Consider the following 15750-nt stretch of genomic DNA (forward strand, 5'->3'; position numbering starts at 1 on the left):
AAAGCGCATTTCCGGAAAAAGAGAGTTTCAGGAAATGCCGTATCTCAAAAGCGTCGGCCGCTGTTAAATGACGAGGACGAGTAACAAGGAACCCATCATGATGATTCGACACTTCACCTGCGCACTGCTCGGCGTCGTCACTTTCTGGTCGGCCGACGGCATGGCTGCGCAACCCGATTACGCCTATCAAACGGTGGTGCAGCTCGCCGACGGCAAGATGCTGACATGCGGAGTCAACGAACCTCTGCCGAACGGCGATGCGCCCGCTGCTTTCACCCGCCGCGAGCAAACGCAAGCCGAGGTCCTCGCGACCCAGCGCCTGCGCGTCCTCAGCGGCCCCGATTCCGGCTATCCGTCGCCCTACACCGCGCCGACCGTCATTTGCTCGAGCGCAGGCTAAGGTTGGCCGCTTCGCACCGTCCCGTGCCCGAGGCGACTACCAGGTGCGATGCGGGATATCGCCCGGAAAGGATACGGGGTCAAGCCAAGATACGGGGCGCGCCGGCCCACTCGAGGTTGACGGCCCGCTCAACGCGTCGCATCTCGCTATGTTCAGAACGCCGAGGCACAATGACCGGCTTTGTCCGGATGAGGGTATTGCAAGGGGGAGGCGGCGTCTGTAAAAGAGCCGCACCATTACACCAGCCCGAATAATGCCATACAAAGCCAGACTCAAAACGGGTGACCCGCGCAAAAGTAACAAACCGGGGTACCGGGTGACGAACGCACGAGCGTATAACCAGAGCCTGAGAAAGGGCAGCTGGAGTGGCTGCGCCGGTACTAGCCGCTGCACAACGGTATTGCCTCGCGTGACACGTTCGGGTGCGTATTCGCGGCGCTTGATGCGCGGCAGTTCGAGGCGTGCTTTGTGCGATGGGTAAGCGGCATTTGTCCTGCAGTCGTAGGCCAGATGGTGGCAATTGACGGCAAGACGGTATGGCACTCGCACAGCATGGGGCGTAGCGCGATCCATCTGGTATCGGCCTATCGCGGCGCGTTGGGGGCGATCTTGGGTCAGGTCAGGACTGCCGAAAAGAGCAACGAGATCAGCGCGATCCCGGCATTGCTGGATGCCTTGCTGCTCAAGGGTGCGATCGTGACGATCGACGCGATGGGTTGCCAGCGGGAGATCGCGGCGAAGATCGTGGCTGGAGGTGCCGACTATGTGCTTGCGGTCAAAGGCAATCAGCCTGCCCTGCATGAAGCAATCGTGCAGCTGTCGAGAATTTTTCGCAGTAAGGCGTAGGAAACGCGCCAGTGCCCATCGGTTTCGTTGACGGCAATCGAGGCGGTCTTCCGAGTTGGGGGGATGCAGATCGGTGAACGCTCCGCGTCATGGTCTGCACAATACGTTATGCAGATCAATGCGGTATTGCGTCACCGTCTTGTCGCGCCGCTGTTCAAGCACAATCTCCCCGTGACAGGCGTCGCCAGGCACAGCGGGAACACGCGCTTCTTTCAGCCGGACTCTTTGGGATAGAGGAAACGGGACAACGCCCTTGTAAGTTACCGGCGAGCCCGTCCAGTCGGCGTACTGATTTGCGCTCCATGTCACATAGACAATAGATCCGCCTTCGTGCGGTTTCACCGTCAACCTGTAGTGCGGATGAATGGCAAACACGGACTCCACGTTGTGCTGACATGCCGGATTACATCCGTGATCCGTCGAGGCCTCGTCCGCGTAGACCCATGTCGCCGGCACGCAGCCGATTACACCAATCAGGTTTCCTATCAAATATTGCATTCGCATGCTTAACCTCACTCATTCTTCATTCGCTGGACGGCACCTGGCCACACAACGCTTGCGTGTTGCTGCACACGACAGGATGCGCTTCTTTGCACTGGCCCCCTGCTATGGTGGAAACGGTAGCTTCTGTAGCCGGCCTCCACAGTGTGGCAGTGGCGCTTGCCGTCGTTCCCATGCCTACTGCCGTGGCGCCATTGCCGCTTGGCATCGCAGTCGAACCGGGGGCCTCCGGCGGATGCCGTTGCCTGGGCGCCGATCGCCGTTGCGTTGGCGCCGGTGACTGAAGATGATCCGCCAGTGGCTGTCGCGTTCGCCGTGTCTCCGAGCGAAACCGCTTCGCCCCCAAGGCTCTGCGGTTCAGTGGCCTTCGCGCGATCCGCGATTGAGGAAGCCATCGATCCAAATGGGTTTTTTGAGTCAAAGCGCCGGATTCCTGCTCGAATAGGAGGATTACCCCAGGAACAGCCTCGGCGTCTACGGAGTAGAAGTCCAAGCCAAATCAACTTTCACTCAGCCGCGACCGCAGCAACCCGGCCATAGCTGTCCTCAAACCGCACGATATCGTCTTCCCCAAGGTAGGCACCGGACTGCACCTCGATCAGTTCGAGTGGAATCTTGCCCGGGTTCATGAGACGGTGGGTCACACCAACCGGGATGTAGGTCGACTGGTTTTCCGTGAGCAGGATTTCCTGATCGCCATTCGTCACAAGCGCCGTGCCTTTCACGACGACCCAGTGCTCCGCACGGTGGTGGTGCATTTGCAGGCTAAGTCGCGCGTGAGGATTGACCACAATCCGTTTCACCTGGAAGCGCTCCCCCTGATCGATGCCTTCGTATGAGCCCCAGGGGCGCACCACGCGCCGATGTGTCAACGTTTCGCGGCGGCCTGATGCGTTCAGCCGCTCGACGATCTTCCTGACGTCCTGCACCTTGTCGCGGTTTGCCACCAGAACCGCGTCGGCTGTTTCGACAATCACCACATTGTCGAGCCCGATTGCGGCGACCATGCGGTGTTCGGCGCGAATGTAAGTATTCGCGACCGCTTCCGTGAGAACGTCACCGAGAATCGCATTGCCCTGCGCGTCTGAATCGGCGAGACCTGCGAGAGCGTCCCACGACCCGATGTCGCTCCAGCCCAGGTCCGCCGTGGCGATCACGGCTGCCCGGTGAGTACGCTCCATGACGGCGTAGTCGACCGACACATTCGGACTGGCCGCGAACGCTTCGGCCTCCAGCCGGATGAAATCGTCGTCGCGCTTTGCTCCCGTGACCGCGAGTTCAGCCTGACGCGCGATCACTGGCTCGTAACGGCGCAATTCCTCCATATATGCCGACGCCTTCAGCATGAACATGCCGCTGTTCCAGTAATAGCCGCCATCCTGCAGGAAGCGTTGCGCGGTGGCCGCGTCCGGTTTTTCGACGAATGCATCCACTGCATACGCCGCACTTCCTTGCGACAACGGTGCGCCACTGCGAATGTAGCCGTAGCCGGTATGCGGCCCGGCCGGGGCTATGCCGAACGTGACGAGGTAGTCGTTCTCTGCCGCCGTTGCTGCGGCCTGCACGGCCTGAACAAAGGCCGCCTCGTTGAGGACGACGTGATCGGACGGCAGCACCAGCAGGAGTGCGTCCGGCGACGCCTGCGCGGCAAGGCGCGCTGCGACCGCGATTGCTGGCGCAGTGTTGCGGCTGACGGGCTCCAGCACCACCCACGACGGTCGCACGCCGACTTGCCGCAGTTGCTCCGCGACAAGAAAACGTTGTTCACTGCTGGTGACGACGATCGGCGCCTCGACGTCCGCGATACCACGCAAACGCACGGCGGTTTGCTGAACCAGTGTTTTGTCGCCGATGAGCTTCAGGAACTGCTTCGGATGTCCGCCGCGCGACATCGGCCACAGGCGGGTGCCGCTGCCGCCGCACAGCACTACCGGATAGAGTTTCATGTTTGTCATTCTGGCTTCGAAAATAATGGTTTCAGTTTCATTCAGCGTCAACGCCGTTAAAATGCGACGTCAAATCTCGTCTCATATCGAATGCATCTCGCGCCCACCCGACGATTCAATCGCTGCCTGTCACGAACACTGGTGTGTTGCGCCGCGCTCCTCATGGGAGTGAGCGCAGCGGCACAGGGCGACGGAGCAACAGGCCGCGATGTGGCGCCGATGCACGGATTCAACCTGATTCAGGACCGGCAGGCGCCTTTTGGTTCGGCACAAGCGTTCGCGAGCATGAGCCGGATGTGTCGCACGGGCGCAAACACGGTGGCGCTCGTACCATTCCTGTGGCAGCGGCGCGCCAACGCGCCTGACATTGCCCGTGGCGACGACATGAGCGACGAACAGCTTGCCCAAGGCATTCGTGCCGCACACCGTCTCGGACTGGCCGTCATCGTCAAGCCGCAGGTATGGATTCCCGGTACCTGGGCTGGCGAGGCTCGCATGGACACCGAGGCGGACTGGAACACGTGGTTCGCCCGATACGAGAACGCCCTCATGGGCCTCGCTGCCGTTGCGGCGCGCGAACACGCGGAAGGCTTCGTCATTGGAACCGAGCTGGACCAGACTGCCGCGCATCCCGAGTGGCTCGCGTTGATCGCACACGTGCATGCAATTTTTCATGGCAAGGTCTCATATGTCGCGCACAACGTCGATGGGGCGGAACAGATACCGTTCTGGGCCCAGCTCGACGCCATCGGCGTGACGCTGTATCCGTCGCTGGTCGCGGACGACAAGCAGGAGGAATGGGCGCGCGTCATGCATGAGACGTACACACGTCTGCAGACCCTTTCCAGCCGTGCCGGCCGTCCGGTGTTCGTCGCGGAAATCGGCGTGCGCTCCGCCGCTGGCGCTGCGGCGAAGCCGTGGGAAAGCGCCGAGGAGCGCGTGGCCGACGTCGACGAAAAGCTGCAATCCGATGTCTTGCACACGTGGCTCGACGTGCTGAAGGCACCGCCCGTGCAAACTGTGCTCGTCTGGCGCTGGATCAGCGCGCCGGACGCGGGGGGCCACGCGGATACGGATTTCACCGTACAGGGCAAGTTGTCTGAGAGCATGCTTTCGTCACTGTGGCGGAATTGCCGGATAGAAGGTCATCGAACCGATTCCCGGGTGGCTCATTCAGAAGCGGCGCCATAGCCCTGCAACCACGCCCTGCTCGCGCCAGGAATTCCGACCCGCGACGGTGGTGACTGCTCCCAACTGCGCCGACCACTTCGATGTGAAATCCCACACCACGCTCGGCTGGATCTTGTAATAGCGGTAAGGAACATCGAATGCGCCGCGACCCACGCCTTCGGAAATCACGCTGAATGATTGCAGCAACACGAGCCAGTGCGGGGCAGGACGCGCACCCAACGTGAGATCGATCCGGTATTCGTTGGGCGGCGCGCCGTTACGGATGTGCCAGGCCAGCTCCGCATCGGCAAAGGCCTGCCAGTTTCCAAGCTGAAAGCTGCGGGCATAAAGCGCACGCAGGTCGTATTCCATCCCTGTGTAGCCGACTTCCGCCGGATTGCCGCTGTTCGACGCGCCGGGCACACGGGCCGTCGCCTCGACCGAAAACACGTTAGCGCCATCGCTATAGAGACGCTTGCGCAAACCGAAATCCGTATAGCCCAGACCGAAGTAGCTATTGCCCGCGCTCCCGCCCACGGACGTGTGCAACAGCGACGGACCGACGAAGCCTGTTAAAGAATCGGTGATGCCATATTCGACGCGCAGCTGGGTTTCGACTTTGCGGTACGCCTGGTTGGTGAACGAACTGCCGTCGTCGTTGAAATATCGGTTATTCGACGTAGCCGTCGTGCTCAGGTACGCCTCGCCGGTGCCTGCGGGCGGCGTCCATGCGCCGGCAAACGCGCTCGGGCCGGCCAGCATCAGCAGGAAGCCGAGCCACCAACCGCGTGCGGACGCAGCGTTGCGCCTGCGCGTGAACTCAAACGGGATTGCGCGCGTCGTTGCGCTCATACACTCTCCAGCCATTAGTGTCGTAAATCAGGTGATATCCGCGCATGCCCTGCTCATACATCTTCGCGAACGTCCGGGTGAGCAGGTCGTCGTTGAGCATCTCGGGAAAATCGGGATCGGGAACCGCAATGAAGTGGGTATGAATCTGACGCGTGAGCGTCGCCAGCATGAAGGCGTCGTCGGTAGGCACGACGAGGCCGTATGCGCTGCCGCGGGCGGCGAGGACCTCGGGGTGAGCCGACGCATCGATCAGGATGTCGGTACGCGTGGCGAGGTAGCGCCCGAGCGTCGCCGCCCCAGTGTTTTGCCCGACGTCGACGGATACGCCCATTGCCGCGTCGCGCCAAAGCGCCGGCTCGCCGGAGCGCCACAGGAACGACACGCCCCAGCTGAGCACCACGCCGGCCAGCAGCAGCGCTGCGACCGCGCCGCGGCACCGCGGGCTTGAGGGCCAGTGACGCACGGCAACGGCCGCGAGCGCGACGAACGGAGCGGCCATCTTGAGCAGTGCTGATGGATTCGCAGTCCCGCCATTTGTGACGGCCTCGATTCCAACGCTCGCAACGGCTACTGATGCGAGCGCGAACAAAGCAGGGATCGGACGCGCCAGGCCACGTCCTTGCGGCCGGCGCAAGACCGGCACAAGAGCGATCGGCACGGCGGCGGCCAACGTCAAGACGGCAACGCCGATGACAATGCACCAGGCGAGTGGGTCGGAGTGGGGGACTGCAAACCCATGGCCTGCGCGCACGACGGCCGGGACGTGGCCGAAGAGGTTGCGCAGGAATGCGGTCGCGCTGTCCTCGAACAGCGCGTTTTCATACGCGAAGCTGCCGAGCGCGAACAGCAGGGGGAACAGCAGTACCAGCATCGAGTTCAACGCGGAACGCGCGATCAAGGCAGGCGGCAGCGCGAGCGCAAGAAACGGCAGCGCCACGACGCAGATAAGCGCGCCCAGCGGATGAACGAACGCGGTGAAGGCAAGCGCGAGCGCAAGGTTCATCAAATCGGTGACACGCCCTTTGATGCGGCTTGCGCAGTACGCGGCTGCGAACCAGTAGACGGCGATCAGCAACAGGATTGCGTCTACTCCTGTCGTCGCAATATACAGAAAGAACGGATGCAGACAGATGAGGACTGTGAGCACGACGGAGCACCACCGACCATAGCCCTCCGCGCGCAAGGCCGAAGTCCACGTCGCAGCAAGCAACGCGGCCAGCAGCGCAGCGGTGACGACAGGCGGGGGCAGAGACGAGATCTGGCGGATGGGCACACCAGCCAGGACGCCTAGCGCGAACGCGATGGGCGGATACGTCGTCGTGAACTCGCGATATGAGCCTTTGCCATCGCCGTAAAGCACGACTTCCCCCCAGTCGTGCATGACCGATGCGGCTATAAATCCATGCTGGTGCAACCAGCTATTGACGGCGAGCAGGGCGGCAAACGCAGCGAGCGCGATAGCAGCGAACCGTAGGGCGCGAATCACGATGGCCCTCCGGGCGCAGCGGCCCTGGCTTTTGCAAGCTCGATGGCCGTGTGGGACGACAGTCCGTGCTGCGTTTTCTCCCAGTAAAACGGCTTGTAGACGAGCTGCCAGAGTGCCTTGTAGGCGGCCACCGACATCAGTGCCCAGTACGCGAACACCGTGAGGCTATAGGGCACAAGATCGATCCATTTGCGCCGTAGCGGCGCGAGCATGGTCAGGTAGATGAAAGCGCCATTGCCCGCGAGCAGGTTGAAGAGGCTCAGATAACGAAGGAACGGCGGAAAAAGATCGTCGAAGCCGGTCGTATGCGAGTAGGACCAGGCGAGCAGCATGGCCCAGTAGAGCGGATTGAGCAGCGCCGACAGCACGGTTCCGCCTACGAAGAACGCAAACCCCAGGGCGCCTCCAAGGCCGGTGGACCGGGCCAGATGGACCGGTCGGCGCGTGTGCACGAGGAACGTCATCATGTAGCCCTTGATCCAGCGCGAACGCTGCCGGATCCAGTTGCCGATCGCGACGTTGGCTTCCTCGAACGTGGTCGATTCGATAACGCCGACCCGGTAGCCTTTTTGTGTCATCCGGATGCCGAGGTCCGCGTCCTCAGTGACATTGAATGGATCCCAGCCGTTCAATTCGCGCAGTACGTCGAGTCGGAAATGATTCGAGGTGCCGCCAAGCGGAATAGGTACCTTCAGGCGATCGAGACCCGGCAGAAGCAGGTCGAACATCAGCGAGTAGTCGAGCGTGAACATGCGCGTAAGCCAGTTTTCGCGCGCGTTGTAGTAGTTCAGCCGGCACTGGATGCAAGCCGTGTTCGCCGGTGCGCGCTGGAACGCAGCCACCACCCTGCGCAACTGGTCGGACTCCGGTTTGTCTTCCGCGTCATAGATGACCACGTAATCGCCGCGCGCGTAACGCAAGGCGTAATTGCAGGCCTTGGGCTTGGTCTGAGGGTGCGATGGGGGCACCCGAATGATCTCGAAGATCCCCTCGAGCCCCAGCGCCTTCGCTGCTTCGATCGTCGGTGCGTCGTTCGCCTCCAGCACGAGCTTGATGTCGAGCTTGGCGCGTGGATAGTGCAGGTTGCGCAGCGCATGCGCGAGAATGGGCAGCACTTCCGGCTCGCGAAACATCGGCACGAGCACCGTGAAGACGGGCAGGTCCTCGTCGCACAGCGCGCGGACGGCCTCGTCCAGATCGCGGTCGTCGCCAGAAGGCAACGATTCGCTGTACCACACCAGGAGGCCCCTGAAGATGAAGTTACCCAGATACCACAAGCCGATCAACGTATTCGCGGCGATCAGCGTCGCGGCGGGCGCGAGGGCGAGCCCGAGCATGACAGCGGTGACGAGCGCGTAGATGAAGATCAACTGGGGCGCGGTGACGATGCGTTTTGCCGACATGACCGGATCGCGCTCGTCGAGACTGTGGACCGCCTCGTGCGAGAGGTAGGCTTCGAACACGCGTTGCGTAGTCCAGATGATGTCGAATTTGGACGTGACGACGAACTCAATCCCGTTGCCCCATTTTTCGCGCGCAAATTCGACCGTTCCGGCGCCGGGGTCAGCCGTGGCCACGATCAGCCGGCCATTCTCCTGCCGCCGCCACGGCATTGTCAGACGCCCCGCGTAGAGCGCGGCGTCCGCGGGATCGAGCAGCGTGGCGTCCGGCGGCTGCGCCGACAGGTCCACGAACGGCACGCCGACGTGTGCCGCGAGAGTCCGGTACAGGTCGAGCGATTTGATCCATCCCATCGCCACTACCACTTCACCGAAGCGCACGTTCCAGCGCCGGGCAAGCTGGAGTGCCTCTTCGCGCTGAGCGGGTGTTATCAGCGTCTTCTCGACCAGCAGCGCGCCAATGCGTGGCGTCGTGACGCTGGCACTTTCGTCCAGGGAGACGTTCATTGTCACGGCTCCTTGCGCGCGCGTTCGCGGCGGCTATACATACGCTGCAGCGCCATGAGCATCGCGACGGTGATCACAAGCCACAGGGCCAGCAGTACCCACGTGCCGTACCGGCGGAAGAGAACCTGCCAGGAGGGGGCATCGGGGTAGGTCACTTCGATGAGCCGGTCGCGCTCGGTCGACAGCGCGAGGGTAACGCCCGAGGAGCCGATGAACGCGACATTGCCGCGGTCCAGCGCGACGGTCTGCGGTGCCGGTACTGCGCCATCGGCACCCGTGCCGCGCAGCCACAGCCCCGATGGCGAGCCGGGCAGCGTGACGAGCTGGGCGATCAGCGTGTTGCGCGTGTCATTCAAATTGAATAGCGGTGCGCCAGAACGTGTGCGCACGAGCACGTTGCCTCGGTCGAATCGCACCGGCACAGCACTGTCGTCAAAGCGAAAGTCGCCCCACGCGATGAACGCCGAGCCTGGAGCGGAAAAGCTGTCGCTCAGGACGCGCTTGACGACGACGGGCGTATCGGAAGGCGCGATGTCGGCCGCCACGGTTGCCAGGACTTGCAACGCGGTGCGTTGCCCGGCGACGCTCAGGCTGTCGCGGACATAGACCGTCAGATGGTTGTGCGCCTGCGACGCCAGTGCAAAGAAATCGCGGGCCGGCGCTTCCGCCTCGCCCAGCTCGATCGCGCTCGACCCCAGGAGCTGCGATGGAAAGCTCGCAGGCAGATAGGTGCAATCGCCGGCGCGCGGCTGACGCTGCACGACGACACGCACCTGGTTGTCGAGGCTCACGAGGCCGTGCGGAATGACGGCGTGCAGGTGCGTGATACCGTCTTTCGACGCCGTGCTTCCCTCGAGGAAACGGCCGTTGAGAAAAACGTTGGCGACGGCTGGCACGTCGCTGCCATCCGTGCCGATGCCGATGTCGAGATCGAGAGCAGTGGGCCAGCGTCCAGCGGGAAGATCGGTTGCGCGGAAGCCGGCGGTCCAGACTACCTCGCCCGGGGTATCGGAGACCGGTGTCGTAATGCCAAGCTGGTCGAATGTCAAGCGGTCGCCTGTCCGGTCGCGAGGTTGAATCGCACCGACCCGGATCATGCTGCCTGTGCCGGCATCACGCCAGTCAGAACCCAGAAAGTTCACCGCTGGTTGCGGATCGCTGCCGCTCAGAAGCAAACCGGGGCCGTCGGCGAGACCCATGACACTGGCCTTCGCTGTCGAGTCGCCTGTCGAAGGGATCGTCGTGCCGTCCACCGCTGACATGGCGCCGAGATCCGCACGCGAGGCGATGATCACGTCCCCGCGTTGCCACGTTGAATCGACGACGCGGGGCCGCATCAGTAGCTGGGCAAGCGGAACCACTTCGACCTGGTGGCCGCGGGTTTTGAAGAGCCTCACCGCAGAAATCGCCGCGGCCATCTCCTGTTCCGTCAGCTTGCGCTCGGGAAGGCCGACCGCGACTTTCGGCGGCATCAGCATGACAGCGGTGGAAACCTCGTTGAGTCGGTCGGCCAGGACGTTCAGCGCAAGCGTGGTTTCCGGCAGGACGCTGAAGCGGTCGTTCGCCAGTCTGAGATCGACGCAGCGGTCGTTCGTCACCACCCCCGAATACCGGACCGTGACCTTGACGAAGTCGCCGGCGAAGTCCTCGGGAAGCAACGGCACGTCGACGACCTGGCGGTCATGCCCGACAGGCAGCGCGTGCGAGATGACCGTGCGCTCGCCCACTGTCACCAGCACGCTGCGACGGCCGTCGAAGGGTGCCGCTTCGTCATACGCGAACGACAAGGTGCCGCTTGTCGCATGTGCCGCGCGGGGCACCGGAAAGAAGAACGTCTGATTACCCCCGAGCGATCCGAATTGAGCGCCTTCGGCAAACCCGAGTTCGGCAACGGTGATGTTGCGCCTGATGACCGGGTTGGGCTGGGAGAGTAGAGCGCCGCCTCGGGCTTGCGCATAGCTGGACGTGGGAAACAAGGCTGCCAGAAACAGGACGGCCGCAGCAAGGCGGCTAATGGTCTTCATCGAATGCCCCGTGACATCTGAATTTATTGGAATTGTCAAAAAAATGAGTCCGGCCAGATCGAACTACGAATTTTTGAGGCCGGAAATTAGTGAGTTGTCTGGCAGCATTCTTTTCGGCTTAGGCTTTCTGCCGCTTTTTGAATGTGCCGATACCCGCATTTCGATTCATACGATCGAGCGGCAGCATATCCGTTGCGAGTGCTTTAAATTATTAAAAATGGTTAAATCCGATAGGATCTGGTGATGATTTAGCAATCCGGATCAATTAGTTTTCGCGCACTGACACAACGCCAGTTACGTTAAGTGATTGATTGTGTCTCGCGATTCGGGGAGGTGCTCCAATGGTAACGGGACATTCTGTGAAGACAACTATGCTATCGGACCAGACGCAGGCTAACTGAAGCGTGATTAGTGTAGGAATTGTCTGAAATTAGAGTAAGGAAATCCTTCCTGATAAGATTTGTTTGTCAGCCTCGCGATTCAGTTCAACGGCTGGTTTCCCGGGCATCGTCGCGCTCTGCGGCCGATACAACTTTCATACGTCGGTATTTGGTGGCGCCAGAGGCGCGGCACCTGGAGTAATCCAACCATAGTCACATCAAACTGGGCGTGAGAGGGACTTCGCAATGGCTCTGACAGTAACGCAGGCAAAAAAGACTGCCGTGCCGGCACGGGCGTCCAAAAGCTCCCGGCGTGGGAAGCGCCAGGGGTCGAGACAATAGAACGCATTCTGGAAACTGAGAACTGAGAGAGATCATTGCATGGGGCTTTTCCTTTCCAGCTCGGTTAGCCGGACATTGGGCTGGTCAAGCAAAGTTATGTGATATCCACTCGGCACCGTTACATCGTCGGTCTGAGACATGACAACTTCGGGGCATTGCTGGCGGCGTGGCACTGCAAATACGTGCGCAAGTCCGGCGCGAACCCCATGCACGTAAGTGAGAGGCGGGCGGGCTCCTATCTATCTGGTGGGCCAGCGGGCGCTTAGATGTTGTGCCGACTATCGGTCGGCAGAGCGACGGCGTGTAAGCGCACGCAGTTGCGCCCAGCCCGTTTTGCGGCATATAACGCCTGGTCAGCGGCCTCCAGCAGAGCGGCCGGATCGACCGGCTCCGATGAAGCAGGTAGACACGCAACGCCAATACTAACCGTCAGCGGTGCTGCCGCGTTGTCGTCGGTTCCGACGAAATTCTGTTCGATCGCCAACCGCAGCGATTCGGCGATCGCGCCCACTCGTCCCGGCTCGACCCCAGGCAACACAGCCGCGAATTCCTCGCCGCCGTACCGCGCGACGAACTGGCCGGGACGGGAAATCCGGGTACTCATCGTCTGGGCAAGTTGGACCAGGAGCCTGTCGCCCGCCTGGTGTCCGTAGCGGTCGTTGCAGGCCTTGAAGTGATCAGCGTCGACCAGCATCAAACAAACCGGCTGAGCCGTCACGGCCACGTCCTCCAGGACGCGGGGGAGAGTCTGATCGAAGTATCGCCGCGAAAACACTCCCGTCAGACCGTCGCGAAACGCCTGCCGCTGCAGATCCGCATTGAGCGTCATCAGGGTCCGGTATAACTCGCGTACTTCCCACAGCAGGGTGCACAAGAGGATGGCAGGCGACAGCGTCGCAACACTCACGGCGCCGAACCAGCCGACCGTGTAGCGGGTGCGCGATGCCGTACTCAAGATATCGTCGGCCAGAAAAACGAGCAACGTCACGCACACCCACATGTCCAGCCGATCCCGCAGACCGGCGCCGAAGACCAGCGCCAGGATGCACAGCGTCCCGACGCACAGACCGAGAAGTATCGTATCGAAGAAGGTCGTGCGCGCGTCGCCGATCAACAGAATCGGAAGACTGTCCGAATAGCAAGCAAGGACCACCACGAGCCCAACCGCGAACAACAGCGGTACAGCAATCGCGCCAGCCGTACGACTAACGACACCTACCGGACGATCCTCGCCGGGTACGAGTCGCGCAAGCTCGACCAGCAACGGAAATCCACCGTGGTAGCAGATCCACAGCCAGGGCAGCGGCTGTGTTCTGGTGATCCCGACCAGCCGGGCGAAACCGAGCATGGTGAGCAATTGCAGCAGGGACACCACGGAGAGGAAGACGTACGCGCTGCTTAGCAGCACAATGGCATCCTTGCGAACTGCGCTGAACTGTAGCGACAGCAGGAACGCTGTCAGCGTGCTGCAACCGAAAACCGTCGTGTACGCGATCGGGAAGACAAGAGGCCGCGCAGATAGGGGGGGCGCGCGAATGCCAATCCTGCCAGACAGGCTGCGACCACCAAGGACGCAAGGCAGCCGGCGAATACCGCATGAGTGCGCAGAATCGGTTGTGAGGGCAGGGATGGCATATTTGCGAATCGCTCGTACTACGCCGCAAACCGGTGTTCCCGATTGGCGTCGATGACAAAGTCCCGGCAGACGTCTGCAGCGACAGGACGGCTAAAGAAGTAACCCTGGAATCGATCGCAGCCAAGGGCCGAAAGACGCCTGATCTGCCACTCGTTCTCGACGCCCTCCACCATCAGCGAAAGATTGAGCTTCCGGCTGAGATCGGCAATGCTTTTTACGATGTGTTCGTTGACACTGCCGGGACTGACATCTGCCAGAGAGCGATCGATTTTCACCGTGTCTAGCGGCAGCTCGCGCAGATAGTGGAGCGACGTATGACCCATTCCGAAATCGTCCAGCGCAACCTTGACACCGATTTCCCGAAGCCGTTTCAGGTTGTCGATCGCATTGATGTTCGGAAGCAGCATCGTAGACTCCGTGATCTCGAGTTCAAGAACAGAAGGCGGCAGACGCTCCCGATCGAGGATGTCGATCACCTTGAGATGAAACTCCTGATTCTGCAACTGCCGGGGAGAAAGATTGACGGCGATCACGAAGTCATCCGGCAGTTCATCGCGCCAGGCTGCTCTTTGAGAACATGCGAGCGACAAGATCTGCAGGCCGAGGCGATCGATTTGATCGACATCGTCGGCAATGGTCACGATAATCGGCGGCGCCACGCGCCCAAGAGAAGGATGCTGCCAGCGCACCAGCGCTTCGGCACCAAAGACACGCCCAGTCAGGAAGTCCACCTGAGGCTGGAACTCGAGGAAAATCTGTCCCTCCGTCCTGATTGCCTTTTCGAGATCGCTGGCCAGTGCCACGGCCATTCTGCCCTCATCCCCCGGAATGTCGAGACAACGTTTTGCCTTCAGGCTCGTTTCCGGCGACTCGGTGATGTGGAGAAGAGATGCAAGCACTTCCTGGTTTTTTTTCGCTGCCAGATACTCGGCCACCCGGACGAACGGGACGTAGACTATGACCCCCGCCGCCAGTGAGAGCAATTGGACCAGCGTTCCTGAAAGCGAACCTGTGACCGCGTAGCCGCTGTAGAGAGCAGGCGTTGTCCACACGACACTATAGGCTGTCTTCGGCATCAGGTGAGCGACGATGGCCGCATAGGCGATAAGAATCTGTACGGCCGGGGCCAATACGAATGGAATGGCATAAATCGGATTGAGGACCAGAGGCAGTCCAAACAGCAAGGGCTCATTCACGTTGAACAATGCCGGCAGCATCCCGAAAAGCGCCAGTTTCCGCCCGCGGGCCGTGCGACTGACCAGCAGCAGCGCGAGGATAAGACTCAGCGTGCCACCGGACCCTCCCATACGGGCAAACGCGGGGAAGAAGTCTTCGGTGAAGATGAACTGCGGATAGCCGCCGCTCGCTATCGCAGCCACGTTGGCATGCGACGCCGGTATCAGCACGTTCTGCTGGATCGCGTACAGCGCGTTCGGCCCATGGATGCCAAAGAGCCATAGCACCTGAGCGGCTGTCTCGTAGCCGATGCTGAAAAGCAGGCTGTTGGACGACGCCGAAAACGGTGCGGAGAGCAGCGTGCTCAATGTCCCACCGATGTCGGACCAGCCGGCCGATACAAGGACTGCCTTGACGAGAGCGAACGACAGGATCGTCAGCATCCCAGCTGGCATCACTGTGAACACGTCGCCGACAAGGGGATCATTGCTGAGATGATTCAGCGGGATACAAAGAAAGCGAATACTACAGAGCTTCAGGAAGACGCAGCCTGCAATGGACGCGACCAGCAGCGCTCCGAGCATCCCCTGGCCGAGAGAGAGTGATGCCATCAACGTCTTTTCGCTATCCCGTGCGATCAGCGTAAAGAAGCACGACACCACGACAATCGCGGCGACCGTCGGATTGACATGACGATGGCCGAGTCGCTGATTATGAAGGTTCGTCAGGACGTCGGCAAAACCAAACAGCGCCACGAGCGAGCCGATGCCGAAGGTCCCGGCCAGCAGACTGTCGGCGAAGGAGTTCAGGCGTGAGTCGAAGTGCGCCGCAAGGATTCGGTGCAGATCGACTGACGGCGGATAGCGCAGAAGCAGAGCCAGTGCTCCGATCATGATGAGCGGAAGCGGAAGCGCAAGGCCGCGGCGGATGGCGATGAAATACGGTCTACGGTCAATTCGCTCGACGATGGTTAAGACACTGGACCAACGCGCAGGCGCTTTTGTCATCATTGGGATCGCCTCAATGGAGGTTACATCGGGTGAGTACGGGATCTTTAATATCAGCTTTCCCGCGTTACGACATA

11 protein-coding genes are annotated in these 15750 nt (G+C 61.2%); 3 read left to right on the top strand and 8 right to left on the bottom strand.

Features of this window, described 5'->3' with window-relative positions:
• The first annotated feature begins 97 nt into the window (after positions 1 to 97).
• Together PQR67_RS30500 and PQR67_RS30505 are read left to right on the top strand one after the other, a co-directional pair.
• Positions 98 to 400: a hypothetical protein gene (locus tag PQR67_RS30500; protein WP_408466510.1), complete on the top strand. Its 303-nt coding sequence runs from the start codon at positions 98 to 100 to the stop codon at positions 398 to 400.
• Between the two features lie 399 nt (positions 401 to 799).
• Positions 800 to 1246: an ISAs1 family transposase gene (locus PQR67_RS30505; RefSeq protein ID WP_408466525.1), complete on the top strand. Its 447-nt coding sequence runs from the start codon at positions 800 to 802 to the stop codon at positions 1244 to 1246.
• 87 nt (positions 1247 to 1333) lie between these two features.
• Here PQR67_RS30505 and PQR67_RS30510 read toward each other — a convergent pair whose 3' ends face one another.
• The gene (locus tag PQR67_RS30510; protein ID WP_408466511.1) at positions 1334 to 1744 is read right to left on the bottom strand and encodes a hypothetical protein; all 411 of its coding nucleotides are present in this window, start codon (positions 1742 to 1744) and stop codon (positions 1334 to 1336) included.
• 509 nt (positions 1745 to 2253) lie between these two features.
• A complete protein-coding gene (locus PQR67_RS30515) occupies positions 2254 to 3693 on the bottom strand; it encodes a mannose-1-phosphate guanylyltransferase/mannose-6-phosphate isomerase (RefSeq protein WP_408466526.1) in 1440 nt (479 codons plus the stop codon).
• Positions 3694 to 3855: 162 nt separating this feature from the next.
• On the opposite strand from PQR67_RS30515, the gene PQR67_RS30520 reads away from it, so the two are divergent.
• Positions 3856 to 4884: a glycoside hydrolase family 113 gene (locus PQR67_RS30520; RefSeq protein ID WP_408466512.1), complete on the top strand. Its 1029-nt coding sequence runs from the start codon at positions 3856 to 3858 to the stop codon at positions 4882 to 4884.
• Here PQR67_RS30520 and PQR67_RS30525 read toward each other — a convergent pair.
• From PQR67_RS30525 to PQR67_RS30550, 6 genes are all read right to left on the bottom strand, one after another.
• Complete coding sequence (locus tag PQR67_RS30525; RefSeq protein ID WP_408466513.1) at positions 4867 to 5715, bottom strand: hypothetical protein; 849 nt, start codon at positions 5713 to 5715, stop codon at positions 4867 to 4869. The genes PQR67_RS30520 and PQR67_RS30525 overlap by 18 nt on opposite strands.
• Positions 5684 to 7201, bottom strand: coding sequence for a hypothetical protein (locus PQR67_RS30530; RefSeq protein ID WP_408466514.1), 1518 nt, complete (start codon positions 7199 to 7201; stop codon positions 5684 to 5686). Before PQR67_RS30530 ends, PQR67_RS30525 begins: the two co-directional genes overlap by 32 nt.
• Positions 7198 to 9108, bottom strand: coding sequence for a glycosyltransferase family 2 protein (locus PQR67_RS30535; protein ID WP_408466515.1), 1911 nt, complete (start codon positions 9106 to 9108; stop codon positions 7198 to 7200). The genes PQR67_RS30530 and PQR67_RS30535 overlap by 4 nt, the downstream gene beginning before the upstream one ends.
• A 2-nt stretch (positions 9109 to 9110) precedes the next feature.
• Positions 9111 to 10895: a hypothetical protein gene (locus PQR67_RS30540; RefSeq protein ID WP_408466516.1), complete on the bottom strand. Its 1785-nt coding sequence runs from the start codon at positions 10893 to 10895 to the stop codon at positions 9111 to 9113.
• A gap of 1221 nt (positions 10896 to 12116) precedes the next feature.
• The gene (locus PQR67_RS30545) at positions 12117 to 13559 is read right to left on the bottom strand and encodes a sensor domain-containing diguanylate cyclase (RefSeq protein WP_408466527.1); all 1443 of its coding nucleotides are present in this window, start codon (positions 13557 to 13559) and stop codon (positions 12117 to 12119) included.
• The gene (locus PQR67_RS30550) at positions 13508 to 15676 is read right to left on the bottom strand and encodes an EAL domain-containing protein (protein ID WP_408466528.1); all 2169 of its coding nucleotides are present in this window, start codon (positions 15674 to 15676) and stop codon (positions 13508 to 13510) included. Before PQR67_RS30550 ends, PQR67_RS30545 begins: the two co-directional genes overlap by 52 nt.
• Between the last annotated feature and the right edge of the window lie 74 nt (positions 15677 to 15750).

It is taken from the genome of Paraburkholderia fungorum (assembly GCF_046026025.1).
GTDB lineage: Bacteria > Pseudomonadota > Gammaproteobacteria > Burkholderiales > Burkholderiaceae > Paraburkholderia > Paraburkholderia fungorum_E.